Origin of the sequence: Desulfurispirillum indicum S5 (assembly GCF_000177635.2) — a bacterium.
Lineage (GTDB): Bacteria > Chrysiogenota > Chrysiogenetes > Chrysiogenales > Chrysiogenaceae > Desulfurispirillum > Desulfurispirillum indicum.
This window is the reverse complement of sequence record NC_014836.1, coordinates 1,925,069-1,949,445: the sequence shown is the minus strand read 5'-3', so window position 1 is coordinate 1,949,445 and position 24,377 is coordinate 1,925,069. Positions and strand designations below refer to the sequence as shown.

At 54.8% G+C, this 24,377-nt stretch carries 24 protein-coding genes and 1 pseudogene; 12 read left to right on the top strand and 13 right to left on the bottom strand.

Going from position 1 to position 24,377, the window contains the following annotated elements:
• Positions 1 to 102: 102 nt before the first annotated feature.
• On the bottom strand, positions 103 to 1,047 hold the full coding sequence (locus SELIN_RS09200) for a mechanosensitive ion channel family protein (protein WP_013506391.1): 945 nt from the start codon (positions 1,045 to 1,047) through the stop codon (positions 103 to 105).
• 816 nt (positions 1,048 to 1,863) lie between these two features.
• On the opposite strand from SELIN_RS09200, the gene SELIN_RS09195 reads away from it, so the two are divergent.
• From SELIN_RS09195 to SELIN_RS09155, 8 genes are all read left to right on the top strand, one after another.
• Positions 1,864 to 2,616: a LytR/AlgR family response regulator transcription factor gene (locus tag SELIN_RS09195; protein WP_013506390.1), complete on the top strand. Its 753-nt coding sequence runs from the start codon at positions 1,864 to 1,866 to the stop codon at positions 2,614 to 2,616.
• 38 nt (positions 2,617 to 2,654) lie between these two features.
• Entirely contained in the window at positions 2,655 to 3,665 is a 1,011-nt protein-coding gene (locus tag SELIN_RS09190; RefSeq protein WP_198007079.1) for a DctP family TRAP transporter solute-binding subunit, read from the top strand.
• A gap of 107 nt (positions 3,666 to 3,772) precedes the next feature.
• A complete protein-coding gene (locus tag SELIN_RS14090; protein ID WP_049871124.1) occupies positions 3,773 to 4,279 on the top strand; it encodes an NUDIX hydrolase in 507 nt (168 codons plus the stop codon).
• Positions 4,272 to 5,378, top strand: coding sequence for an FtsH protease activity modulator HflK (gene hflK, locus SELIN_RS09175; protein WP_013506387.1), 1,107 nt, complete (start codon positions 4,272 to 4,274; stop codon positions 5,376 to 5,378). The genes SELIN_RS14090 and hflK overlap by 8 nt, the downstream gene beginning before the upstream one ends.
• A 12-nt stretch (positions 5,379 to 5,390) precedes the next feature.
• Complete coding sequence (gene hflC, locus SELIN_RS09170) at positions 5,391 to 6,248, top strand: protease modulator HflC (RefSeq protein ID WP_013506386.1); 858 nt, start codon at positions 5,391 to 5,393, stop codon at positions 6,246 to 6,248.
• Positions 6,245 to 6,769 carry a gamma carbonic anhydrase family protein gene (locus SELIN_RS09165; RefSeq protein WP_013506385.1) on the top strand — a complete coding sequence of 175 codons (525 nt, stop codon included), beginning with the start codon at positions 6,245 to 6,247 and terminating at the stop codon, positions 6,767 to 6,769. The genes hflC and SELIN_RS09165 overlap by 4 nt, the downstream gene beginning before the upstream one ends.
• Positions 6,759 to 7,703 carry a Ppx/GppA phosphatase family protein gene (locus SELIN_RS09160; RefSeq protein WP_013506384.1) on the top strand — a complete coding sequence of 315 codons (945 nt, stop codon included), beginning with the start codon at positions 6,759 to 6,761 and terminating at the stop codon, positions 7,701 to 7,703. Before SELIN_RS09165 ends, SELIN_RS09160 begins: the two co-directional genes overlap by 11 nt.
• Before the next feature lie 367 nt (positions 7,704 to 8,070).
• Positions 8,071 to 9,147, top strand: coding sequence for a permease (locus SELIN_RS09155; RefSeq protein WP_013506383.1), 1,077 nt, complete (start codon positions 8,071 to 8,073; stop codon positions 9,145 to 9,147).
• Here SELIN_RS09155 and SELIN_RS09150 read toward each other — a convergent pair.
• The 6 genes from SELIN_RS09150 to SELIN_RS09130 all read right to left on the bottom strand — a co-directional run bounded on the left by SELIN_RS09150 (position 9,119) and on the right by SELIN_RS09130 (position 14,025).
• Entirely contained in the window at positions 9,119 to 10,180 is a 1,062-nt protein-coding gene (locus tag SELIN_RS09150; protein WP_013506382.1) for a hypothetical protein, read from the bottom strand. The two genes, SELIN_RS09155 and SELIN_RS09150, sit on opposite strands and share 29 nt — an antisense overlap.
• Positions 10,181 to 10,185: 5 nt before the next feature.
• Positions 10,186 to 10,794: a transglycosylase SLT domain-containing protein gene (locus SELIN_RS09145; protein WP_013506381.1), complete on the bottom strand. Its 609-nt coding sequence runs from the start codon at positions 10,792 to 10,794 to the stop codon at positions 10,186 to 10,188.
• 174 nt (positions 10,795 to 10,968) lie between these two features.
• A complete protein-coding gene (locus tag SELIN_RS15460; protein ID WP_013506380.1) occupies positions 10,969 to 11,103 on the bottom strand; it encodes a hypothetical protein in 135 nt (44 codons plus the stop codon).
• Positions 11,093 to 11,680: a molybdenum cofactor guanylyltransferase gene (gene mobA, locus SELIN_RS14085; protein ID WP_013506379.1), complete on the bottom strand. Its 588-nt coding sequence runs from the start codon at positions 11,678 to 11,680 to the stop codon at positions 11,093 to 11,095. Before mobA ends, SELIN_RS15460 begins: the two co-directional genes overlap by 11 nt.
• Positions 11,677 to 12,603 (bottom strand): ADP-glyceromanno-heptose 6-epimerase, encoded by a 927-nt coding sequence (gene rfaD, locus SELIN_RS09135; protein WP_013506378.1) that lies wholly within the window; start codon positions 12,601 to 12,603, stop codon positions 11,677 to 11,679. Before rfaD ends, mobA begins: the two co-directional genes overlap by 4 nt.
• A gap of 30 nt (positions 12,604 to 12,633) precedes the next feature.
• On the bottom strand, positions 12,634 to 14,025 hold the full coding sequence (locus SELIN_RS09130) for a Do family serine endopeptidase (protein ID WP_013506377.1): 1,392 nt from the start codon (positions 14,023 to 14,025) through the stop codon (positions 12,634 to 12,636).
• A gap of 542 nt (positions 14,026 to 14,567) precedes the next feature.
• Between SELIN_RS09130 and SELIN_RS09125 the strand changes: the two genes are divergently transcribed.
• The 4 genes and pseudogenes from SELIN_RS09125 (at position 14,568) to SELIN_RS09110 (ending at position 18,936) form a co-directional block, all read left to right on the top strand.
• Complete coding sequence (locus SELIN_RS09125) at positions 14,568 to 14,849, top strand: integration host factor subunit beta (protein ID WP_013506376.1); 282 nt, start codon at positions 14,568 to 14,570, stop codon at positions 14,847 to 14,849.
• A gap of 353 nt (positions 14,850 to 15,202) precedes the next feature.
• A complete protein-coding gene (locus SELIN_RS09120; protein ID WP_013506375.1) occupies positions 15,203 to 16,786 on the top strand; it encodes an ATP-binding protein in 1,584 nt (527 codons plus the stop codon).
• Positions 16,752 to 17,438, top strand: coding sequence for a response regulator (locus SELIN_RS09115; protein ID WP_013506374.1), 687 nt, complete (start codon positions 16,752 to 16,754; stop codon positions 17,436 to 17,438). Before SELIN_RS09120 ends, SELIN_RS09115 begins: the two co-directional genes overlap by 35 nt.
• A 164-nt stretch (positions 17,439 to 17,602) precedes the next feature.
• A pseudogene (locus SELIN_RS09110) lies at positions 17,603 to 18,936 on the top strand (anaerobic C4-dicarboxylate transporter).
• 107 nt (positions 18,937 to 19,043) lie between these two features.
• On the opposite strand, the gene rseP reads toward SELIN_RS09110, so the two are convergent.
• From rseP to tsf, 6 genes are all read right to left on the bottom strand, one after another.
• Entirely contained in the window at positions 19,044 to 20,111 is a 1,068-nt protein-coding gene (gene rseP, locus SELIN_RS09105; protein WP_013506373.1) for an RIP metalloprotease RseP, read from the bottom strand.
• Positions 20,108 to 21,262, bottom strand: coding sequence for a 1-deoxy-D-xylulose-5-phosphate reductoisomerase (locus SELIN_RS09100; RefSeq protein WP_013506372.1), 1,155 nt, complete (start codon positions 21,260 to 21,262; stop codon positions 20,108 to 20,110). Before SELIN_RS09100 ends, rseP begins: the two co-directional genes overlap by 4 nt.
• 11 nt (positions 21,263 to 21,273) lie before the next feature.
• Entirely contained in the window at positions 21,274 to 22,056 is a 783-nt protein-coding gene (locus SELIN_RS14080) for a phosphatidate cytidylyltransferase (protein WP_013506371.1), read from the bottom strand.
• A 91-nt stretch (positions 22,057 to 22,147) separates the two neighbouring features.
• Complete coding sequence (gene frr / locus SELIN_RS09090; protein WP_013506370.1) at positions 22,148 to 22,705, bottom strand: ribosome recycling factor; 558 nt, start codon at positions 22,703 to 22,705, stop codon at positions 22,148 to 22,150.
• 2 nt (positions 22,706 to 22,707) lie between these two features.
• Positions 22,708 to 23,418: a UMP kinase gene (gene pyrH / locus SELIN_RS09085; protein ID WP_013506369.1), complete on the bottom strand. Its 711-nt coding sequence runs from the start codon at positions 23,416 to 23,418 to the stop codon at positions 22,708 to 22,710.
• Between the two features lie 73 nt (positions 23,419 to 23,491).
• On the bottom strand, positions 23,492 to 24,370 hold the full coding sequence (gene tsf, locus SELIN_RS09080) for a translation elongation factor Ts (RefSeq protein ID WP_013506368.1): 879 nt from the start codon (positions 24,368 to 24,370) through the stop codon (positions 23,492 to 23,494).
• Between the last annotated feature and the right edge of the window lie 7 nt (positions 24,371 to 24,377).

Genomic DNA, 24,377 nt, shown 5'->3' with positions numbered 1-24,377 from the left:
TCCTGGTGATGGAATGAAGAGGGATTTTTACCACGAAACTCTCACGGGCTCAATGGATTTCGCTGGAGGTTCACTGGGTTTTGCCCATGGCATGAACTCTGGCTATCCCGTGTAAATTATAGGTTTTTCCACTGATGCAGAACTGCCATGCGGCTGGCCTGCGGGATCAGTTTGCGGGCCGGCATCCGGCACCCACATGTGACGGTGGAAGTGGGTGTGAATACCCAGAACTTCCAGCTCTTTTTTCAGCTGAGAGCGCATGTTGGAGCGCAGGTTCCAGGCGTCGGAAGGGTGGGAGGCCCAGGCCGCCAGCCAGCACTTGACGCCCTCTTTGTCGAGCCCCATATACCAGAAACTCGGCGGCTCCACCTTGCAGGAGTAGGGGTTGTGCTCGGCGATTTCCAGGGCCACCTTTTCCACCACTTCCAGGTCGGCTTCGTAGGAGACCCAGAATTCAATGTGGGCCCAGATATAGCTGTCGGTGATGGTGTAGTTGATGAACTCTTTTTCCAGCATGCGGCTGTTGGGGATAATGTAGCGGCGCCAGTCCCAGATTTTGACGACGGTGTGGGTGATGGAGATATCTTCCACGGTGCCGTAGTTGCCGTCCATGATGACGGTGTCACCGATGCGCAGCTGGTTGGAAAAGGAGATGACGACGCCGGCGATGAAGTTCTGCACGAAGGTCTTGGCGGCGATACCAAGGATGACGGCAAAGGCGGCGGCAAAGGTGGAGACAACCGCGGCGGGTACCAGCCCCAGGAAGGGGAGTATGAGCGCCAGGATCCATACCAGGAAGATACCGACGACCAGGACGCGCCGGATGATGGTAAAGCGGTTGGCGATGCTTTCCAGGGCGCGGCTGCGCGCCTTCTGCACAGGGTTTTTATGGGGGGAGGTGGTGCGCACGGCGTCAAAACGGTGGAAGTCTTCGACGCGGGTGGCGCGCTGATCTTCAATGGCGCGTACACGACTGCGAACCCACCACAGGATAATGGCACCGCTGAGGCCGACGACGCCAAGATAGGTGAGGAAATAGTAGCTCATGGGGGACAGTGTAACACATTCAGTGGAAAAAGGAATCCTGGCGTAGGGGGAGAAAAATGGAATTGAAACTTGAAAAGAGGAAAGTTGATATATATTATAATTGAAGTTTCGCACCCCCGAAACGGCAGGTTGTCGGCGCCGACCCACATGCCATGCTGAAATGGAGGAAATGGTTCTGCACAGACTGCGTCGCTTGACATTGCCCTCACCCTGTTTATGAGTTTCTTTTGCCACTTTTGGGTCGCCAAAAGTGGCGCAAAAGCGACCCCCAGTGCTGTCCTTTTCAGCCGTCCGCTCGCCTGGAACTGGGGACCGCAAACAACCGCCCTCCATGGCTTTTGGTTTGCGGTTGCCGCCGTCGTGGCGTCAACCCTGCGGGTCCATAGCGTTCCAGTCTTCGCGTCCTGGCTGGGCCAGCACACGGGGGAGAGGCAGAAACAGGCCGTTCCCCCCTGAGCCCGTCCGGTGAGTGCGACGCCTGGCTGGCAAGACCCGAAGGGACACTCACAGGAAGTGAGTGGTCCGGCAGCACTGCAGGGAAGCAGTGTCTGTCGGATCTCCAGAACAGGCGAGCTAACGAACCGGAAAAACGGGCGTTCGGGGGGCGCGTTTTTGCGCCCTTTTTGCGCGGTCAAAAAGGGCAATATCCGGAAACAAAAAGTGGAATACCAGATAAATCAAGCATGCAAAATCAATACAGTTTCCGCGCGATAAATGTCAGAATAATAACACCTTAACCTAAGACAACAAGATGCGAAACTTGAGTTATAAGTTTTTTTAAATCCATATTCTATTGCTTTGGCAAAGGAGTCTCCTATGAGAGTGGTTATAGTGGAGGATGAAGCTCCCGCAGTTGACGAGCTTAAATATATCCTGCGGCAGGCCGAGAATGTCGAGGTGGTGGCGGATGTTCAGAATGGTCTCAAAAGCCTTGATGTCATCAAAAAGCTTAAACCCGATGTGGTCTTTCTGGACATAGAGCTTCCGGATATGAATGGTTTTGAGGTGGCTACCGAGCTGCTGGAGTACGCTCACCGCCCCCTGATCATTTTCTGCACCGCCTACGACGAATATGCCATTAAAGCCTTTGAGGTAAATGCCGTTGATTACATCCTGAAGCCCTATAATGACGAGCGTATCCTTCAGGCGCTGGAGCGCGCCAAGGGGCGCCTTGAGGAGAAAAAAATCTATCACGAGCAGCTGCGCAGCGCCATGAGTGAACTGACGGGTAACCGCATTCGCAAAATCGTGGTGGAGTCCCGCGGCAAGCTCAAGGTCATCGATCAGGAGGAAATTTACTGGATCGGCGCTTCCGTAGGTAAGACGGAGTTCCATACCCATGAGGAGATGTACTACTCAAATCACACCCTGCAGAATCTCGAGAAAATTCTGGACGACAAGCTTTTCCTGCGCATTCACCGCTCCCATATCATCAATCTCAATCGGGTACGTGAGCTGATTCCCTGGTTCAGCGGCTCCTTCCAGGTGGGCATGGACGACAAGGCCAAGACCAACCTGGCGGTAGGGCGTGACAAAGTCAAAATCCTGAAAAACATACTCAATTATTAGATATGCCCCTTTTTTCCGGCCAGAAGCCGATCACTCGCATGGGCACGCCGCTGGTGGCGCTGTGCCTGATGCTGCTGTTCATGTGGCTGTTTATCGCTCCCCAGCCTTCTGCGCAGAGCCGCAAGTATCCCATGATCATCTCCCATGTGCTGCACCCGGAGTCGCCCAAGGGTGAAGCTTTCACCTATTTCGCTCAGATGTTGCGTGAGACCGCTGGTGGCGAGGATGTGAATATTGAAATCTATCCTTCGTCGACGCGCTATATCGATGTGGAGGCAATTGAGGCGCTGAATCGCGATGCCATACACTTCATCGCGCCCACCACATCCAAGCTCTCCGTCTTTGTGCCGGAACTGGCGGTGCTGGATTTTCCTTTCCTCTTTGAGGACCGCGAATCCTATTATCGCCTGCTGGAAGGCCCCTATGGCGATTATGTGCGGGAGAAGCTGCGCGAGCACGATCTGCGGCTGCTGGCATTCTGGGACAACGGCTTTCGTCATTTTTCCAACGCTATCCGCGAAGTGGTTTATCCAGAAGATCTCAAAGGCCTTTCCATCCGGGTCATGTCGGGGGAAAACACCGGGCTGCTCTACGAGCATTTCGGTGCTCATCCCAAGGTGATCTCTTTTTTACAGATGCCCCAGATGCTGCGTCTTGGCGTGGTGAATGGTGCTGAGAATACCGTTATTAATTATTACGATGAAAATCTGATGGGTATTCAGCCGTACCTGACCCTCAGCTATCACAGCCTGATGATCTACACCTTCCTCATGAGCGAATCCTACTACCAGTCACTCTCACCGGAAATGCAGGAGGCCATTGATGTGGCAGCAGCCAGAACCACTGAGTATATCAACTACCTGGTGGGCACCCGTGAGCAGCGCTTTGTCTCTCTGCTCAAGCAGGACGAACGGGTGCAGATAGTCACGCTCCCGCCGGGGGTGCGGGATCTGTGGCGCAAGAATATTCAGCTGAAAACCACGCCAGCCCTGCAAAGACACTATTCCCGTGCCTACCGGCATATTCTTGAGGCAGGGTACAATCCGTGAATATTCCCTGCGTTAGCGCATATTCCGAAAAACCGCTTTTGAGTCGCCTGCAGAGAAAAATACAAAACAGACCATTGCGCCCCCGCTTTTACAGTCCGGAGTGCAATGTGGCATCGGTCATTCTGCCCGTGCTGGCCCATGGAACTTCCTCCGAGGTCCTTTTCATCCGTCGCGCCGCTGACGGCTATCACCACTCACGGCAGATATCCTTTCCCGGAGGACGCCTGGAGCCGGGTGAGGACCCGCTGCAGTGCGCGTTGCGCGAGTTCGAAGAGGAAATGGGTGCCGCGGTGCCCCAGGACAGTGTGGCTGGCCTGGTGGATATCGGCTTCGCCCATGTCTCCTGCTCGCGCATCAACTGCTATCTCGCCGTTGTGGAGGAACCGCTGACTTTTGCTCCGAATCCACGAGAAGTGGAGTACATTATCCGGGTTCCATTGAATTTTTTCCTGTACCTTGATACTGTACCTGTGGAATATTTCGAGCACGGTTCTGAATGCATCATTTCCCCTGTGTTCCAGTACCGCTCGGAGCGCATTTGGGGCGCGACGGCCAGAATGATGGCCACCTTCCTGACGGAAGTGAATAACACCATTGAGGAGAAACATGTCTAAATTCGCTCTTTCAAAAGTATTTTCCCAATACAACAACCCGTGGGAAAAGCACCGCAAGTCGCCCTTTGGTGGCGGCGGCTCCGGCCCTGGTGGCGGAGGTGGAGGTTTCAATCCCGGGAATTTCAAGGTAAACCTTCCCAAAGACTTTAAGTTTCCCGGCAATTTTGACAAAAAAGTGCCCGTGATTCTGCTGGTGGTTATCCTGCTGGCCTGGCTTTCCACAGGCATTCTGATACTCAAGCCCGAGGAGCAGGCGGCGATTTTGCGCTTCGGAAAGTATGACCGTACTCTGGGTCCCGGTCCTCACATTACCCTGCCCTATCCCATAGAGCGGCGCTATGTGGCCAGTGTCACCACGGTGCAGCGCCTGGAAATCGGTTTCCGCAGCGCAGCCAGCCAGCGCGATGATCGCATTATTTCGGTGGGGCAGGAGTCCCTGATGCTGACTGGCGATGAAAATATTCTCGATGTCAAAGTCATTGTTCAGTTCCGCATCCGCGATATCATTGACTATATGTTTGAAGTGCGCGACTCCCTGCAGACGCTGCAGAACACGGCAGCCTCCTCAGTGCGTGAAGTTATGGGTGGTGAATCCATAGACAACGCCCTGACCGTGGGGAAATTTGAAATACAGATGAATATTCGCGAGCAGCTGCAAAAGGCCCTGAATGAGTATCGCGCTGGCCTGGAGATTCTGTCCGTTGAACTCTATGACGTTCAGCCGCCCCAGCAGGTTGCTGGCGCCTTCCGCGAAGTTGTCAGCGCCCGTGAGGATCGCGAACGGTTTATCAACCAGGCCCAGGGGTACCGCAACCAGATCCTGCCCCAGGCGCGTGGTGAAGCCGCTCAGATTATGGAAGCTGCCAGCGCCTACCGTGAAGAGCGCATTCTGCGCGCCCGTGGTGACGTGGCCCGTTTCCTGGCTATGGAAAGTGAATACAGGCTGGCCCCCGCGGTAACCCGCGACCGCCTCATGTTCGACACGCTGCAGGAGACGCTTCCCAAGACGAAGCTCTTCCTGATCGACAGCGATGCCGGCAGCGGAGTTCTGCCCTATCTGCCACTTGATGGAGTTCGCACTCCATCGGCACGCAATTAAGGAGGCCATGGCGTGAAACCTGTAAAATTTTTCATATTCCCCATTATCATCGTTTTTGGCCTGCTGGCCTATATGTCTCTGTATATAGTTACCTTTACCCAGAGCGCCGTGGTTACCCAGCTGGGCAAACCGGTGCGTACCATCATGGAGCCAGGGCTGTACGTCAAGATTCCCTTCATTCAGGAGGTATTCTATTTTGATCGCCGACTGCTCACCTACGATGGTTCCACTTTTGAAATGCTCTCCCGTGACAAGAAGACCCTGGTGGTGGATAACTTCGTACAGTGGCGTATCACTGACCCCCTGCTCTTCATGACTTCTGTACACAACGAAGAGGGCGCCCGTCGCCGCATTGCCGATCTGATCTATGCAGAGGCGCGCCTGGAAATTGGTTCCTTTGATTTCATCGACGTCATCAACTACAACCGTCTGGAAATCATGCGCAGCATCACCAGCAGTGCCAATGAGAAGGCTCAGCCCCTTGGAATTGAAATAGTCGATATGCGTATCAAGCGGGCCGATCTGCCCACGGAAAACGAGCGGGCGGTATTTGACCGTATGGCCACGGAGCGTGAAAAGATCGCCACCCAGTATCGCTCGGAGGGTGAGGAAGCAGCTGCCCGCATCCGTGCAGACAGTGATCGTCAGCGTGCCATCATCCTGGCGGAAGCCTACCGCGAGCAGGAACAGCTGCGCGGTGAAGGTGATGCGGAAGCTGCCAACATCTATGCGGAAGCCCTCAGTAGAAATCCCCAGTTCTATCGCTTCATGCGTGAGCTGGATCTCTATCGCGCGTCACTGAAAGAAAACAGCACTATCATTCTTAACGAGGAGTCAGAATTCTTCCGCAGCCTGATGGACAAACGATGAGTTTTCTCTCCCGCCCATACCGTGGCGTTACGCCCACCGTTCATGAGAGCTGTTTTGTGGCGCCCACGGCAGTGCTGATCGGTGACCTGGTGCTGGCTCCCCAGGCCAGTATCTGGTATGGGGCCATTCTTCGCGCCGATGTGAACTTCATTCGCGTCGGCGCGCGTACCAATATCCAGGATGGTGCCGTTGTCCATGTCAATGGAAACCCATCCCACCCGACTGTCATCGGTGAAGACGTGACGGTGGGGCATAATGTGACCCTGCACGGGTGCCATATTGGTGACCGTGTGCTGGTGGGCATGGGAGCTATAGTGCTCAATGGAGCGACCATTGGCGATGACTGCGTCATCGGTGCGGGAGCCGTGGTGAAGCAGGGTATGGATATACCCGCTGGCTCCATGGTGGTGGGCAATCCTGCAGTTATCAAACGCCAGCTTTCAGAGCAGGAACGGGCATTTTTGCTGAAATCGTCGAAAACCTATACGGATCTGGCTGAGGAATATCTCCATGACAGTTGAAAGCCGCTTGCGGGGAGCTGTCGATATTGGCAGTAACACCATTCGCATGCTCATTGGTGAATACTCCCCCGCCAGGGGACTCGTTATTCACGACTCCAGGCGTCATGTTACACGCCTTGGCAAGCAGATGGAAAATGGTTTCCTCCTGCCCGAGGCCATTCAGCGCAGTGTTGAAGTTCTGGCCGAATACAAGCGGTGCTTTGATGACTTTGCCCTGCCTTCGCAGCACTTGAATATCATTGCCACCAGTGCGGTACGCAGTGCCAGCAATCGCCTTGAGTTCATTGAAACGGTGCAGCAGGACACCGGCCTGGAAGTGCGGGTGGTTGATGGTGCTGAAGAAGCCCGCCTGGCGGCCCTGGGTGTCTGCGCCGCCGTGAAGGCAGCCGGCAATAAGCTGATCGTGGATATCGGTGGCGGTAGTGTTGAGTTTATTCTGGTGGATCGTGACACCAACCTGCTCCACAGTCGGTCTGTGGAAATGGGTGTCGTGCGTTTGACGGAGAAGTTTATTACCCGTGCTCCTTTAAGTATAGAGGAGTACCTGAATATGCAGGAGTTCGTCCTGGAGAAGCTCGATACCGTCCATGAGGAGTTTGCCCGCTTTGACCTGACCCACCTGAAGATCGTCGGTACTGCTGGCACCTACACCACGGCAGCCCATGTGCTTTCCGGGCAGCAGGAGTACAGTCCCAGGCTTATCAATGGCATGACCTGTACTGTCAAGGACACGAAGATGTTCCTGGATAAGCTCTCGGATATGACCCTGGCTCAGCGCCTCGAAGCTTTTCCCATAGAAAAAGGGCGCGAGGATCTCATTATTGCCGGGCTCTGTCTTGCGTTGAATATCAACTCCTGCTTCTGTCAGGACCACTTTATGGTCAGCGATTATGGGCTGCGTGAAGGGGCCCTTATCGACGCAGCCAGCCGCTGAAACCTTTCACGGAATTCCCACCCCAGGTTTTGTGCTCCGTCACTGTTTCTTCCCGCTGCGGATTCATCAAAGCGCCCGGCTGCTCTTTTCAGAAAGAGCACCGGGCGCTGTTCTCTGCATAGAACGGCCGTGAAGGCGCGCAATTTGAGAAAGTCTTTTTGTTAGATAATTCGATTTCTCTTAGGTGCTTTTTTCTGTATGATGTTTTCCGATTCCCGGTGCAATGCATCGTCAGAAAGGATCAATATGCGCAAACGAAATTTACAATGGCAAGTGCGTCAAATATGCAGAATCTAAACGCTTTTGGCCATGGTGGCAGGGTACGGAACTTCAGTTTCATGATGCTTTATACGCAGAGGAGTGAGTGATGATGGCCTATGGTCTGGAATTCTGGCACCATTTCTGGGTGCTGCTTGACGCTATTGCAATGTATATGCTTCTGGGGCTGGTGATTGCGAGTATTCTGAGGATATACATCTCCGATCGCTTTATTGTCAGTCACATGGGAGGGAACACCCTTGGCGCTGTGCTGAAAGCGTCCTTGCTGGGCTTGCCACTCCCCCTTTGCTCCTGCAGTGTTTTGCCCATAGCCACCTCCCTGAAGAAAAGCGGTGCGGGAAATGGCCCGGTAGTGAGTTTTCTGAGCACAACGCCCATGACCGGAGTTGACTCCATTATCCCCACGTACGGGGTCTTTGGTGGACTGATTACCGTCTTGCGGGTGCTGGTATCGCTGATCATTGGATTGCTTGCCGGTATCATTGTGGGTTTTGTTGAACGCCTGCGGGGGGAAAGGGTTTTAGTCCAGCCATCGGAAGCTTCTGTTGGAGCCTGTTCCGGTGGCTGTCAGTGCACGGCGGCAGCTGAGTCTTCGCGGCAAAATCCCCCGAAGTCACAGGCCTTTGGGCAGAACTTTCTGGATCTGATGGGTGATATTGCCAAGCCCCTTGTCATTGGGCTGGTACTGGCAGCTCTGCTGTTGAGCGTCTGGCCGGAGCAGTATGGCGACTTTGTCAGTCAGCATGTTCTGCTCTCCTATGGTCTTGCACTTCTGCTGGGCCTGCCCCTGTACGTCTGCTCTATTTCTGTGATTCCCGTGGCCATCTCCCTCTATGCTGCCGGGTTCTCCCTGGGTGCGGCCTTTATCTTTCTGACAGCGGCACCGGCAGTCAGTATGGTCAGTCTGAGTGTACTGCTGCGTGTGGTGGGATTGCGCAATTTGTTGATTTTCCTCGCCTGTCTGGCTGTGGGAAGTATTGTCTTTGCCGCCGTAATTGATGGCATGGCGATTGAGATTCCCCTGCAGCTGTTGCCATCGGCAGAGCAGTCACCAGTGAGATGGCTGCCACGGCTGTTTTCGTTTGTGTTGATTGCACTGTGCCTGTATCTGTGGGTCGGCAGATTCCTGGCCTGTTTCAGTCGGCAATCCCGAGGTTGTGCCTGATCTGGTGCCAGAGGGCAAGGGGCAGGCACAGGCCCGCTGCCAGGAAGAGTGTCGTGCTGATATGCAGCAGTATGGGAACATCGAAGAGCAAGTGAGGGACCAGCGCTGTCAGGGAGAGCAGCAGCAGGCTGAGGAAGAGGGCCTGCTGCATGCTGGAAAATGAGTGCCGGAGCATCAGCAGGAGATAGATGCCGAATGTGGCCCAGGCGAAGTGCGCCAGGTGGGCGTGGGTGCGCAGAACATCCATGGCGACCGTGCCGCTTTCGGCAACCAGAACGTACCAGACACCACTGAGCCCTGTGAGTAACAGGCCAGTGAAGGCGACGATCAGGGCGATATTGCCAAGTCTGAAAGCACGGATCAGATAGAGGCTTATAAGCAGGAGAAGTACCCCGGCACTGATTTTCTCCACCCAGTACCACTGCAGGAGCATACCGAAGAACATGCTCAGCACTCCTCCCACCAGTGTGGCAATGGTCAGGTTCACCAGCGGCGTGGAGATATTCAGCATATCCACGTAGCGCGAGAAGAGCAGAAGCGACATGGGAAAGGAGAGGGCCAGGAGAACGTATGAGAATCGCGTTTCAAACATGAAGAAATATTCGAAATTCAGGGAATAGAGAAAGTAGACCCAGCACAGTACAGAGATAATGACAGCGGCGCGCATGAAGACATTTTCGCGTTGATTGGAGGTATTGCGGAAGAAGTGCCACAACATGAGGCAGCCAAACAGAGAGGCCGAGGCGGCCAGATTCAGCAGGAAATACTCGGACAGAAGTGCACCAGTCGCCATTATCAGTGAAAAGAGCGCAAAGAGGATCTGCAGGGGCATGGTGAGGTTACCATAGCGCTGGCGGGTGATCAGGAAAGAGAGAAACATGCAGTAGCAGAATCCCGCGATGCCGATAAGTCCGTGGGCGTGAACGCCAGGGGCAATACGGTAGCTGTCGGTGTAGAGGTAGGCACTGAGCGCGATCAGCAGGATATGTGCCAGCGAGGCGAAACCAAGTACGGGAAAGAAAGGTGCCTGCATGGGCTTTACCGGCAGAAGGGCCAGATCTGGTAGAAACGGCGGCACTTGAAGCGGGATTCACACGAAGCAAGTTGCCGTTCATAGGTTTTGGCACGGTCGCCGACGATTTTGGCTGTACGCATAAGCCAGGGTTTCTGCTGGTAGGTGCGGCGCTGGTAACCGCCATGGCCTTCATGATAGGCCAGATAGAGGTGTTCGGCATTGCTTTTTGAAATGCGGAGGCGGCGGTGGCTGATATCGTTATAGTAGCCGATGAAATCCAGCGCGTCCTTCATGCTGCGCCGGTCGGCAAAGCGGTTGCTGGTATCCCTTGCGAATTCGCGCCAGACTTCATCCTTGGCCTGGGGATAACCGAAAGCTGAGGAGCGTCGCGGACCCGGAATGACTCCGAGAATCTGTGTGCGCTCAGCGGGGCGCACATTATGGCGAAAACTTGATTCCTGATACATGATAGCCATCTGTACATGTGTCGGAGTGCCCCATCGACTTTCAGCCCTTTTGGCGTAGTCATACCAGTGGGGTTTCTGGTCAAAAATGGCGCAGATATTGTCAATATTTTTGGGTTGTTTTGCGGCACAGCCTCCCAGCAGGACGAGGGCTGCAAATATGAGCATGGTTCTGTACATCTCACTGCTTTACGAAGGGTAATAAAGAGAGCTGAAGCTCCGTTGGCATAGTAGGGCAACAGATGGTAAACATGCAAGCAAATCAGCAGTCATGGGCTGAGCCATGCCGGACGCTGTCGCCTGAATGTAAAAAGCGGAGGTTTCCCTCCGCCTGTGAAGGTGTCAGCCGAAGCTGATGACCAGCAAGTATGTGACGACTGCGAAGACGATGGTGCCGATAAAGCCCATGGTCAGTGGAGCAATATCCTCGGGCTTGAGGGGTTCTTCCTGGATTTCGTCATGATGATCAGATGCCATGTTCTCCTCCTTGTTTTCCTTCGCGCAGCAGCCGTTGGTAGTCCTCGGGCTGGTTCATGTTCATGAGTCTGTGTTCGGGTTTCAGTATAGTCCCATGGGATAAACCTTGCAAGGCCGTTATGACCTTGCGGTTGCCACTTTCAAAGGAGCACGCCATGGTGGTGAGTCCGCTGACACGGTATATGCCGGTCAGGGGGAATGCCTTGCCGGCATGGGCGAGCACCGCGGCTTCGTACTCCGGATGGAGTCGCAGGAAGTCGGCCATTTCGCCATACCAGCCTCCTTCCACCAGAGGCATGTCACAGGGGAGCACGGCAATCGCGTCCCAGTCTGTGGCAGCAAGGGCGTGGGACAGGGCGTGCATGGCACCCAGAGGGCCCTGCCTGGGGACGATGTCCAGCACACAGTGAAACCCCGCCACCTCGCGTCCGGAAATCCACACCTCCTGCTGGCTCACTTTCAGAATCTCGATGGCACGATGCAGCAGATCCTGGTTGTCGTTCCAGGGAAGGGACGCCTTGTCCTGGCCCATGCGGCTGCTCAGTCCCCCCGCCAGCACCACCCCCAGGATTTTCATCGGGCCGATTGCAGGGCCTTGAGGTAGGCGGCGATGCCCGCTTCAAAGGTGTATTCGGGGCGGTATCCCAGCCTGCCCTGTGTGGCGCTGATATCGGCTTCTGTGTGGTTCTGATAGAAGGCGTAGGGGTTGTCGATGTACTCGACGGTATTCTCTGTGGCCAGTTCGCGGCAGATAATGGCGATCATATCGTTGAAGGTGCGCGCCGTGCCCGTTCCCACATTATAGACTCCGGAAACATCTCCTTCACTGAACATGGCCCGGAGGTTGGCCTGGACAATATCGGTGACATAGATAAAGTCGCGCTTCTGTTCCCCATGTTTGAACAGGCGGGGGCGTTTGCCGGCCAGAATCTGGTGATAGAGCTGGTAGACCATGCTGGCGGCGTGACCCTTGTGGGATTCGCCGGGCCCGTAAACGTTGAAGTAGCGCAGTCCGACGATACGCTGCTCCGGGTGACGCTCCATAAACGACCTGGCGGTCATATCCATGGCGTACTTGGAGAATCCGTAGATATTTTCCGGCAGCAGCCCCTGGTCAACGCGGTTCGGAGCGGGTGAGTTGCCATATACTCCGGCACTGGAGGCGTAGACGACGGGAATCTCTTTTTCCACTGCCCATTCCAGAAGATGCCGAAAGGCGTCATTGTTGACCTTCATCATGCGCTTCTGATCCATGACAGTGGTGTCGGTGATGGCGGCCTGGTGGAAGATGCCATCCAGAGGCAGAAGGCTCTCCACCTCGGCCAGCTCCTCAATGCGCGCCATGTCCATGGTGACCACTTCACCAGTGAAACCGATCAGGTTTTTGTAGTGGCCGCTGGAGAAGTCGTCCACCACGACCACATCGTGGCCCTGCTGTTTCAGGGCAAAAGCCAGGTTGGAACCAATAAAGCCGGCGCCGCCGGTAACCATGAAGCGCATAGAATATCCTTTCACTCGCTGAATGCAGTATTATTGCTGAATCTGAAATGGAATAAAGCGGTTCGCGCCCTGGTGCTGAACCAGCAGATTCACGAAGCCGTTGCGGGAGCGCTCCTTGATAGCCTTTTCCAGTGTCGCCAGGTCGCTCACCACCACATTGTTGGCGCGCAGGATAACCATATCACGGCGAACTCCCGCCTCATAGGCTTTGGAGCCCGCTTCCACCTGCTGTACCACGACGCGGTTGTCACGCATCTCAAAGTGAATTCCCTGGAACTGCCAGGAGGCGGCAGATGGGGCAGGTTCCGCCTGCCGTGGTCGCACCTGCGCCCTGCGCTCGTCGGGCCTTTCTCCAAGGGTAACGCGCAGTGTCTGCCGGCGGCCTTCACGAAGGATTTCCATGGGGACTGTACTGCCGGGAGTTGCGCGCGCAACAAAACGGAAGATGTCCTGGTAGCGATCAATTCGCTGGTTATCAAAGGAAGTGATGATATCGCCTTCGCGCAGCCCCCCACGCTGGGCGGGCTGATCCGGCTCAACGGAAGTGACAAGCACTCCGGTGGTCTCGGCTCCCGCACCCATGGAGCGTGCCAGCTCAGGGGTCAGGCGCTGCAGGGATACTCCGAGCCAACCTCGCGACACGCGACCCTTCTCCTTGAGCTGTTCATAGGATGACTTGAGGGTATTGATGGGGATGGCAAAGCCAAGGCCCTGGCCACTGGAGACAATGGCGGTATTGATGCCGATGACCTCGCCCTTGAGGTTCAGCAGCGGGCCACCGCTGTTGCCGGGGTTAATGGAGGCATCGGTCTGCAGGAAGCTGTCAAAGACGGACTGGCCGATGTAGCGATCCTTGGCGCTGATGACACCGACAGTGACCGTTCCGCTGAGGCCGAAGGGATTCCCCACCGCAAAGACCCACTGTCCCACTTCGATGGTGTCGGAATTCCCCAGGGGCAGGGCGGGAAGATTACTGGCGTTGATCTTGAGCAGGGCCAAGTCGTAGGTGGCGTCGGTTCCCACCACCTCCGCTTTGAACTCCCGCTCATCGCTGAGGATAATCGTGATTTCGTCGGCACCTTCCACCACATGGTTGTTGGTTACAATGTAACCATCACTGGACACGATAAAGCCAGAGCCCAGACTGCTGGAACGACGCTGCTGGCCATTCGGGTGCCCCGGGTCGCCGAAGAAGCGGCGAAACTCATCGCCAAAGAAACGGTTGAAGAATTCCTCAGGCAATGGCAGCTCGCGTTGGCCAACTTCCACTTGCTTGCTGGTGGAGACGTTCACCACAGAGGGTTCAACCTTTTTTACCAGTTGGGTGAGGTCAGGAAACTGCTGGGCGCCCACGGGGGCAAAGAGGAGCAGGATCGCCAGCGTGCTGAGCAGAATACCAGTAAGCAGACGGTATATGTTCATTTCAGGTACCTCCAGAAGAAAAAAAGTCTTTTTCCCTGCATTATAACTATCATGGACGAGGTGTAAAGCACCCTGAAACGAAAAAAGAGCCTGCATGGTGCAGGCTCTTCTTCCGTAAATATTTTTCCACGAACATCCCATACCCGGAGAGGAAAGGAGGAGAGGAAACTCTCCAGGTGCGTAATTCTGTTTGCATATTATGTGCCAGTTTCCTGTTTTGCCGTCTGTGCAGCGTTTGCTGAACTTCAGGAGGAAATTATGCGGGCCATAAGTGTCAAATTGGCGTGCTGCTGCGAAAATATAACAAAACGAGAGGTGCGTCATAATGACATGCTTGTTTGGAGGCGGCGTTAAGGTGCGTCACTTTGACGTATGGTTTTCTAGAACCGTTTGTGCAGCAATTCCTTTTAGGAAAAGAATTTGTAAGCCTTGACATGGTATGGGGAGTATGGTAACTATCCTGTGTTCTGGCAAGCGATGAATAAGTTAATGCGTTGCCATTTCAGTATTTAGCCTGTCGAGTATATATTTAAGGAGGAATGATGACTAAGGCTGATCTTGTAGAACGTATTTGTGAAAAAACTGACTCGGTCAATAAGAAGCAGGCAGAGGCGGTCGTCAACGGTCTTTTCGAGTGTATTATTGACGCCCTTGAGGAGGGCGATAAGGTTGAACTGCGCGGTTTTGGAAGTTTCAAGACCCGTGAGCGCGGACCACGTGAAGGAAGAAACCCCAAGACTGGTGACAAAGTCAGCGTTCCCTCCAAAAGAGTTCCCTACTTTAAACCTGGAAAAGAACTGCGCGAGCGCGTTGATAACGCATAAGATACACCTGCAGTTGCAGAGCCCGGCCTTTACTGGTCGGGCTTTTTTTGTTGTACGTGTTGAACACCACCTGTCCGCGCCAGGAAAACCGGGGCCCGTGCTGGGAATGATCAGACCATCCAGGATCCTGTGTGCCGGTTCAGGGCCGCAACCACGGTGCTCGTATCTTTATGGGTCATGTTCTGTGTCGTGGTCTGGTACTTTTTCCCTGTAATGTGGTTTCCGGAAATTGAAACATCTCCATCTGCTGCCGGTATTTATCGAAATGGGGGTGCTGTCTGAACAACCTCTTCCTGCGCATTGACCGCTTTCTGCCACGCCGTTTACAAGCGAAACTCAGCCTGCTGGTGACCGTGTTGCTTATCATCCTGGTCGGCCTGATAGGTGCCTTGTTTTCTGATTTCACCAAGAACCTGCTCCATGACCAGATGTCGAGTAAAGCGCTGGACCTTGCCCACTCGGTGGCCAAGAATCCTCTGATTCGCCAGGGAATTGAGCAGGGAGATTCCCGTTCTGTGCAGGATTTTGCCGAATCTCTGCGAATGACCGTTGGTGCCGAGTATATCGTCGTTGGCGATCGCAACGAAATTCGTCTGTCACATCCGAATCCGCAGAGAATCGGTCAGCGTTTTCTTGGTGGTGACCTTGGTCCTGCCCTGAATGAAGGGCTGGCGTACGTGTCCAGCGCCATAGGAAGCCTTGGTCCTTCGCTGCGGGGTATTGTCCCCGTTCGCGATGCGCAGGAACAGATCATCGGATTTGTGGCGGTGGGTTACCTGACCAGTGACATGGATCTTATGGTCCGTCGCCAGCAGATGGAGATACTGGGCTATATCCTTGTGGTCCTGCTCTTCGGCCTTATGGGAGCAGCGGTAATTTCCAGTGGTCTCAAGGCCGCCATCATGGGCCTTGAGGTCTACGAAATCGCCGCGCTGTTCCATGAGCGCAACGCGATCATCAGCGCGATCCGCGAAGGGATCATTGCCATCAATGGCGCGGGAACCATTACCTATGCCAACCGGGCTGCTTATGCCTACCTGGGTATGGATCAGCAGACATCCTTTCATGGTCTGCCCCTGGATGATGTGCACTCCTGCTCCGAGCTCCGGCAAATCGTCAAAAATCGCGAGCAGCAGCTTGACCGTGAAATGATCCTGGCAAATCGGGTCATGGTGGTGAATATTCTTCCCCTTGAGGACCCACGCACCGGAATGGTGATCAGCTTCCGTCCAAAGGATGAGCTGGACCGGCTGGCGCAGGAACTCACCCATATGCATGCCTATTCAGAGCTGCTGCGTTCACAGACCCATGAATATTCCAACAAGATGCACACCATCGCAGGGCTTATACAGCTGGAAGCGTACCAGGAAGCCCTCGACCTGGTCATCAATGAGGCCAGCGGATACGAAAATCTGGTGCGCTCCCTGGTTTGCGCTGTACCGGATCCGGTCATTGCCGGTCTCATTCTGGGGAAATACAACCGCGCATGTGAGCTCAAGGTTTCCCTGGCCTTTGACCCGCAGAATTCATTTTCCGATGTCCCGTCCCAGGTGAACCGGGAATCCCTGGTGACCATCATTGGCAACCTCCTGGACAACGCCTTTGACGCCGCCCGTGACCAACAGGGCCATCCCGCACGGGTCAGCCTCTATCTCACCGATCTGGGGCCGGATCTGGTTATTGAGGTGGAGGACTCGGGGAGCGGTGTTGCTGAATCCATTGCCCGCACTCTTTTTCAGCGGGGTGTGACCACAAAGAGCGGACGTGGTCGCGGCGTTGGCCTGGTTCTGGTGAAGCAGGCTGTTGAACAGTTGGGAGGAGAGATCATCTTTGGCGCGGGAGAGCTGGGGGGAGCTCTCTTCACCGTCATAATTCCAAAAGTACACCAACAGGAGAAGGCCAATGATCCCAGAAATCCGCATTCTCATCGTAGATGATGACCTTCGCATTGCCAACTTGCACCAGCGATTTGTTGAAAAACTTGAGCACTTTGAAACTGTCGGCATCGCCAACCGCATCGTGGATGCGATGGAAATGGTCGAAATCCTGCAGCCCGATGTGGTGCTGCTGGATCTCTTTTTTCCCGAGGGCAATGGCATGGAGCTGCTTTTTCATATCAGATCCAGGAAGCAACCATGTGACATCATCCTCATTACCGCTGCCCGAGAGATCGCCTCTCTCCAGGAAGCCTTGCGTGGAGGAGTTTTCGACTACATCATCAAGCCAGTCTCCTTTCCGCGCTTCCAGGAGTCGCTGCTGAATTACCACACCTATTTTCAGCACCTGCAATCCGGCAACCTCCTGGATCAGCAGGATGTGGATCGATTTCTGCACATCCAGCATACGCCGGACCCTTCAAGTGGCACCATGCCCAAAGGCATCGACCCTCTGACCTTGAGCAAAGTTCGGAAAGTATTCGACGACTCTGCCCTGACGGATATCAATGCCGAGGAAATGGGTCGTGCCATCGGTACCAGTCGTTCTACTGCCCGTCGTTACCTGGAGTTTCTGGTTGCCGAGGGATTTCTCAAAGCTGATCTCATCTATGGCGCTGTGGGGAGGCCGGAACGCCGCTATCTGCGCCGCTGAAAGGATTTTTTCCAGCCCGTCGCCCGTGAACATAATCAGCACAATCGCCGAAAGAGAATTAATATCCTTAATTTCCCCTTTATTTACTTTATGTTATCCGTGACGCACCATGGAATGTGCAATGATTCACATATTGTGATCCTGAGATGCGAAAGGAGTCCATCATGTTGTACATTCAATTTCTCTTTCTCCTGCTCATGCTTTACCTGGGGAGTCGTTACGGCGGTATCGGGCTGGGTGTTGTCTCCGGTATCGGCCTCGTTATTGAAGTGTTCCTCTTCAAGATGCCGCCAACCAGTCCTCCCATTGATGTGATGCTGATCATCATCGCGGTGGTGACCTGCGCTGCGCCGCCATCCTTGAGGCAGCCGGCGGCTTGAAGTACATGCTGCAGGTCGCTGAACGCCTGCTGCGTTCGCGGCCCAGAAATGTCACCCTTCTGGCACCCATGGTCACCTATACCATGACGTTTCTGCTGGGAACCGGTCACGCGGTATATTCCATCATGCCGATCATCGGAGACGTGGCCCTGAAAAACAACATTCGCCCTGAGCGTCCCATGGCAGCTGCCTCTGTGGCGTCCCAGCTCGGCATTACCGCCAGTCCGATTTCAGCAGCGGTTGTCTACTATCTGTCGCAGCTCAGTGGAATAGCCCCGAACATCACCCTGCTGTCCATTCTGGCCGTCACCGTTCCGGCGACTTTCATCGGCACGGTTCTGATGTCGCTCTACAGTATCAGGCGCGGAGTTGAGCTCAAGGATGATAAAGAGTATCAGCGTCGTCTGCAGGATCCATTGTGGAGAAAGCGCATCGAAGAGACCACGGCAACCACCCTTGGCGAAAAGCTCCCCACTTCCTCGCGCAACGCGGTGCTGCTCTTTTTTCTGGCGCTGGTGGTCATCGTCATCATTGCCATGTACCCTGAGCTGCGCACCCTGAGCGAGGGAGATCGTCCCGTCAGCATGTCACTGGTTATCCAGATGATGATGCTGGCCTTCGGTGGCCTGATTTTGCTGGTGACCAAAACCCGTCCATCGCTGGTACCCGAAGGGGTGGTCTTTAAATCAGGAATGGTGGCAGCCATTGCGATTTTCGGTATCGCCTGGATGAGCGACACGTATTTTAAGTACGCATTGCCCAGCTTTCAGGGAGGTATTACGGAAATGGTGACCGCCTACCCCTGGACCTTTGCCCTGGCGATGTTCATCGTGTCCGTGGTCGTCAACAGTCAGGCTGCCACCTGCCGCATGATGCTGCCTGTCGGCCTTGGCCTGGGACTTCCCCCAGCGCTGCTGGTGGGGATCATGCCAGCCAGTTACGGTTACTTTTTTATTCCCAACTATCCTTCCGATATTGCAACCGTGAATTTTGACACTTCCGGAACCACGAAAATCGGCAAGTGGTACTTCAATCACAGCTTCATGGCACCTGGGCTGATCGGCGTCATCAGCGCATGCCTGGTGGGATACACGCTTGGAATGCTGATACTGGGGTAGGAACATGTCACGGAATAGAAGAGCGAAGGGGGTAGAAGCGGGAAAAACACAGGGGCTGAATGGAGGGCGGTGTACAACCGCTCTCCATGACCGGCTGGCGGCACGTGCTAGCCACCGACGATAATTCGCCTGATATCGTTGTAAAAGGCGAAGAACATCAGACACAGCAACAGCGCCATGCCGATGCGCGCGGCAATCTCCCTGGCTTTGAGGCTTGGCGCTTTGCCGCGGATTGCCTCATATATGTAGAACATCAGGTGCCCACCATCCAAAATGGGTATGGGCAGCAAATTGAGAATTGCCAGGTTGACGGAGATCAGTGCCGCGAAGAAGAGCACGGAGTTGAATCCGTGGGAGACTTGCTCTGAGGCGACCTGGACGATCATGATGGGTCCGCCGATATTGTCCGCTGGAATGATTCGCTGGATCAGCTTGACAATGGACTGAAAGGTGAGGCTGGTCAGTTCCCAGGTGCGCACCACGCCCATGCCGAGGGACTGCAGAGGGCCATACCGGACGTTCACGGTTTGCTCCGATGCTGTGATGCCGATAAAGCCGACTTCCCTGTCCTCGCCGAAGATATTCTGAACCGTGCGCTGGCGCGGTGTTATCTGAAAGCTGGCGAGTTGGTCGTTGCGCTCGACGACCACTCTGACTTCTACGCCAGGCAGCAGGTGGATCTGGCGGGTGATGTCATCCCAGAAGTGTATCTCCATGTCATTGATGGTGATGATACGATCGCCTGGCTGCAGGCCGGCAGCATAGGCGGCCGAATCGGGCTGGACAGTGCCGATGATTGGCTCAAGCCTGGGAACTCCGTTGATGTGTACAAGGCTCAGCAGGACGATGGCCAGCAGAAAGTTGAAGAGGGGACCAGCGGCCACAATGGCCATGCGTTGCCAGACGCTCTTATGGGCAAAGGATTTTTCATGGGGTACCGCAGCCTGCTCATCGGCACCCTCCAGGCTTTCGCCCATCATTTTCACGTAGCCTCCCAGGGGAATCATGGAGAGGCGGTATTCGGTTTCCCCATGGCGAAAGCTGAGCAGCTTGCGACCAAATCCTATGGAAAAAACTTCCACGCCGACCTTGCATGCCTTGGCAACCAGGAAGTGCCCCAGTTCGTGGAAGAAAATCAGCAGACCTAAGAGAAGAATGGCGACAGCAAAACTCATGCGACTATACCTTCCTGCGCCTTCCGGCGGCTCCATTTATCGATTTCCAGTACATCCTCCACGCAGTTCAGAGTGCACGGGGTGTGTTGTTCCAGCGTACGCTCCACCATGGAGCTGATGCCGGCAAAAGGGATTTTTCCGTTGAGAAAGAGCTGTACCGCCACCTCATTGGATCCATTGAGCACAACCGAGGCACTGCTCTGCTGTTCCATGGCCCACTGAGCCATGCGCAGGCAGGGATATTTCAGCAGATCGGGCTGCTGGAAGTGCAGAGCTCCGATTTCATGTAACTTCAAAGGGGGGATATCCAGGGCATAGCGATGGGGATAGAACAGCGCGTAGGCGATGGGAGCCTGCATGTCAGGGGTACCAAGCTGGGCTATCATGGAGCCATCCACATACTCCACCATGGAATGCACGATACTTTCCGGGTGGATCACCACATCAAGTCTGGCAGGTGGGACATCGAAAAGCCAGCGTGCTTCGATAAGTTCAAGTCCTTTGTTCATCATGGTGGCAGAGTCAATGGTGATTTTGCGTCCCATGTTCCAGTTGGGATGACGCAGGGCGTCGTTGACCGTGGCACTCTGCATTTTCTCCAGGCTCCAGTCGCGGAAGGCACCGCCACTGGCGGTGAGGATGATGCTGGATATCTCCGCGTGGCGATGACCCTCAAGGCACTGCATAATGGCGCTGTGCTCACTGTCCACGGGCAAAAGTCGAACGCCGTGTTGTTTGACCAGTTTCATGACCAGTTCACCGCCAGCCACCAGGATCTCCTTGTTGGCCAGAGCAATGTCACGGCCAGCCTGAATAGCCTCAATCACCGGCGCGAGACCAGCGCTGCCCACCATGGCTGCCAGAACCATGGAAACATCGGGGTGGTGGACGCACTCCCGCAGGCCTTGCGGGCCCCAGAAAACGGGAATATCAACCTGCTGACTCAGCCAGAGGGCATCTTCGCGGCTGGCGATACTGGCCAGCGCAGGGCGGAACTCCTGGATCTGACCTAACAGGGCTTCGCGATTATTGCCGGCGGCCAGTGAGACGATGCGGATTTTGTCGCGGTGCTGACGTGCCACTTCCAGGGCACTGCAGCCGATGGAGCCCGTTGAGCCGAGAATGGAAAGGGACTGGCGTGTACTGTGCATGCGGGGAAACCTTACTGAGAGACGTTGGCCATCAGGAGAATGATCAGAATAAGGTAGAGCGGCGCGGTGAAAATCATACTGTCCATGCGATCAAACATGCCACCATGTCCCGCCAGGATACTGCCGGAGTCCTTGACGTCTGCGGAGCGCTTCAGCGCAGATTCCACCAGGTCGCCCACCACGGAGATCGCACCGACGGCGAGACCGATAAAGGCTGGATGAATGAGGAACGCGACGGGGAAAAACGCCATCACCACGGAGTAGGTAATGGTTGCTCCGGCTATGCCGAATGCCAGCCCTTCGAGGGTTTTGTTGGGGCTGATTTTCGGCGACATGGGGTGTCTGCCCAGCAGCTTGCCACCAAAGTAGGCAAAGGTGTCGGCAGCCCACACACTCAGCATCATTGCCAGCAGAAATTCATAACCGTGCTCGCGCAGGACGATAATGGCACTGTAGCCAATGCCGATGTAGAGAAAGGCAAAGCTGTAGCGAGCCGTTGCCGCCAGGTATCCCTCAATGCCATCGGCGCGCATCATGCCCAGTGCCACGCAGATAAAGGCAGAAGCAACCCATACTGCCATCCCGAAATGAATGCCGAAACTCATGGTGAAGACGGCGAGAAAGAGGCACAACAGTACCAGCAGGCCACGGTGGCCGGTAAATCCGAAATACTCATATGCGGTTATGGCAGCCGCCAGGGCACAGGCAAAGCCAAAAACATAAAATGGGGAGCCAATCACAAGCCACAATACGATGGGAATGGCGATGGCAGCGGTCAGAATGCGTTTTTTCATAATAGAAGTACTCACCAGTCGGGGGCTAAGGAAAAGGCCACAGAATCGTGACTCTGTGGCCGATCATAGCATAGGTTCCGCAATGTTGGTATCAGACGGTCATCAATTCTTTCTCTTTTGCTTCTGCCATCTCATCAATGGTTTTGACGAAACCGTCAGTGATTTTCTGAACTTCTTCCTGGGCGCGTTTGGCCTCGTCTTCAGTGATCAGCTTATCCTTTTCCAGTGCCTTGACAGAGTCATTACCAAAGCGGCGAATATTGCGTACGGCAATGCGGCCATCCTCGGCGAATTTCTTGACCTGGCGGGTCAGCTCCTTGCGGCGATCCTCTGTGAGCGGCGGGATGGAGATGCGGATCATCTGACCGTCATTGGATGGCGTGACGCCAAGGTTTGCGGCTACAATGGCCTTCTCGATGGCCGGCAGCATATGGGGTTCCCAGGGTTGAATGGAAATAGTCGTGGCATCGGGAATCGTAACGCTGCCTGCCTGCTTGAGGGGAGTGGGCGTGCCGTAATAGTCCACTTTGACATTATCCAGGAGCGCTGTTGACGCCCGTCCGGTGCGTAGCGTGGAAAAGTCTTTGCGTGTGGCTTCCACGGCTTTCTGCATTTTTTCTTTTACTTCACTGTAGACGTCATTCACCATGTTTATTCCTCAATGATTGTTCCAATTTTCTCACCACAGATGGCTTTAAAGATGTTGCCCTTGGTTTTCAGACTGAATACCACAATGGGAATATTGTTGTCCATACATAAGCTGGCAGCCGTACTGTCCATGACCTTCAGTTCCCTGGTGAGCATCTCCATGTGAGTGAGGCTTTCGAATTTCACAGCGTTGGGATTTGTGCGGGGATCGGCATCATAGACGCCATCCACGGAAGTGGCTTTGAGTATGATTTCGGCATTGATTTCATTGGCGCGCAGGGCCGCGGCGGTATCGGTGGAAAAGTACGGATTCCCGGTGCCCGCCCCAAAGATGACCACTCGCCCCTTTTCCAGGTGCCGTACGGCGCGACGGCGAATGTAGGGCTCCGAGATGGCTTTCATATCGATGGCTGAAAGGACGCGGGTGAACACGCCTATCTGCTCCAGGGCATCCTGCAGGGCCAGAGAGTTAATCATGGTCGCCAGCATGCCCATGTGGTCTGCCGTTGAGCGATCCATACCCTTGGCACTGGCAGCTACTCCACGGAAAATATTGCCACCACCAACCACGATGGCCACCTCAATACCGGCCCGCACTGCGTCACGGATCTCTTCCGCTATCTCATTGGCTACAGCCGGATCGATGCCATAGCCAAGGTTGCCCATCAGTGCTTCGCCACTGACTTTCAGTAGTACTCGCTTGTATTTTGCCATTTGGTTTCTCCCCTGGATTGATATGAACCAAAAAAAAGCTCAGAGCCGGAGGCTCTGAGCGGTTATGATGTGTTCAGCGCAAGCCCTGAACCTGTTGCTGAACTTCTTCAGCAAAGTTGCATTCCTTCTTCTCTATCCCTTCGCCCAACTGGAAGCGACTGAAAGCCACGATGGATGCGCCTTTTTCCTTGAGCAGCTGCTCAATGGACAGGTCGGGGTTCTTGACAAAGGGCTGATTCAGGAGGCAGACGTCCTTGAGGCGCTTGGACACCTGGCCTTTGACGATATTGGCGATAATCTTCTCCGGCTTGCCCTCTTCCTGGGCTTTGGCGGTAAAGACCGCTTCTTCACGGGCGATAAACTCCGGGTCTACCGAAGACTGATCCAGGAACTGGGGATTCGAGGCCGCGATATGCAGGCAGAGATCCTTGGCCAGCTCGCCGTCTCCACCATTGAGATTGACGATGACACCGATTTTTCCACCCATGTGGATGTAGGTGGCAACATTTTGTCCCTGCATGCGGTTAAAGCGGCGGATGCTCATGTTTTCGCCAATCTTGGCGATCTTCTGGGTCAGCGTTTCGGCTACGGTATTGCCATCGCCGAATGGCTTCTGCAGCAGGTCATCCACGTCGGCAGGATTTTCACTGGCGATGATACGGGCGATGTCAGTGGTGAACTGCTGGAACTCTTCGTTTTTGGCAACAAAGTCGGTTTCCGAATTGATTTCGGCGATAACTCCCACACCGTTGCCAACATAATCCGCCACCATCCCTTCAGCGGCAACGCGGCCAGCCTTTTTGGCGGCAGCAGCCAGTCCTTTGGTGCGCAGGTAGTCTACGGCAGCCTCCAGGTCACCGTTGGTCTCCCCCAGTGCCTTTTTGCAGTCCATCATTCCGGCTCCGGTCTTTTCACGAAGCTCTTTCACCATGCTCGCTGTGATCGCGGTCATATTCTTC

Coding starts and splice junctions, on each gene's coding strand:
- SELIN_RS09130 (WP_013506377.1), bottom strand. CDS start 14,025: ATGAACATATACCGTCTGCTTACTGGTATTCTGCTCAGCACGCTGGCG.
- SELIN_RS09125 (WP_013506376.1), top strand. CDS start 14,568: ATGACTAAGGCTGATCTTGTAGAACGTATTTGTGAAAAAACTGACTCG.
- SELIN_RS09165 (WP_013506385.1), top strand. CDS start 6,245: ATGAGTTTTCTCTCCCGCCCATACCGTGGCGTTACGCCCACCGTTCAT.
- pyrH (WP_013506369.1), bottom strand. CDS start 23,418: ATGGCAAAATACAAGCGAGTACTACTGAAAGTCAGTGGCGAAGCACTG.
- SELIN_RS09190 (WP_198007079.1), top strand. CDS start 2,655: ATGGGCACGCCGCTGGTGGCGCTGTGCCTGATGCTGCTGTTCATGTGG.
- SELIN_RS09150 (WP_013506382.1), bottom strand. CDS start 10,180: ATGCAGGCACCTTTCTTTCCCGTACTTGGTTTCGCCTCGCTGGCACAT.
- SELIN_RS09195 (WP_013506390.1), top strand. CDS start 1,864: ATGAGAGTGGTTATAGTGGAGGATGAAGCTCCCGCAGTTGACGAGCTT.
- SELIN_RS09155 (WP_013506383.1), top strand. CDS start 8,071: ATGATGGCCTATGGTCTGGAATTCTGGCACCATTTCTGGGTGCTGCTT.
- SELIN_RS09145 (WP_013506381.1), bottom strand. CDS start 10,794: ATGCTCATATTTGCAGCCCTCGTCCTGCTGGGAGGCTGTGCCGCAAAA.
- tsf (WP_013506368.1), bottom strand. CDS start 24,370: ATGACCGCGATCACAGCGAGCATGGTGAAAGAGCTTCGTGAAAAGACC.
- SELIN_RS09200 (WP_013506391.1), bottom strand. CDS start 1,047: ATGAGCTACTATTTCCTCACCTATCTTGGCGTCGTCGGCCTCAGCGGT.
- SELIN_RS15460 (WP_013506380.1), bottom strand. CDS start 11,103: ATGGCATCTGATCATCATGACGAAATCCAGGAAGAACCCCTCAAGCCC.
- hflK (WP_013506387.1), top strand. CDS start 4,272: ATGTCTAAATTCGCTCTTTCAAAAGTATTTTCCCAATACAACAACCCG.
- SELIN_RS14080 (WP_013506371.1), bottom strand. CDS start 22,056: ATGAAAAAACGCATTCTGACCGCTGCCATCGCCATTCCCATCGTATTG.
- rseP (WP_013506373.1), bottom strand. CDS start 20,111: ATGAGTTTTGCTGTCGCCATTCTTCTCTTAGGTCTGCTGATTTTCTTC.
- rfaD (WP_013506378.1), bottom strand. CDS start 12,603: ATGCGCTTCATGGTTACCGGCGGCGCCGGCTTTATTGGTTCCAACCTG.
- mobA (WP_013506379.1), bottom strand. CDS start 11,680: ATGAAAATCCTGGGGGTGGTGCTGGCGGGGGGACTGAGCAGCCGCATG.
- frr (WP_013506370.1), bottom strand. CDS start 22,705: ATGGTGAATGACGTCTACAGTGAAGTAAAAGAAAAAATGCAGAAAGCC.
- SELIN_RS09160 (WP_013506384.1), top strand. CDS start 6,759: ATGACAGTTGAAAGCCGCTTGCGGGGAGCTGTCGATATTGGCAGTAAC.
- SELIN_RS09100 (WP_013506372.1), bottom strand. CDS start 21,262: ATGCACAGTACACGCCAGTCCCTTTCCATTCTCGGCTCAACGGGCTCC.
- SELIN_RS09115 (WP_013506374.1), top strand. CDS start 16,752: ATGATCCCAGAAATCCGCATTCTCATCGTAGATGATGACCTTCGCATT.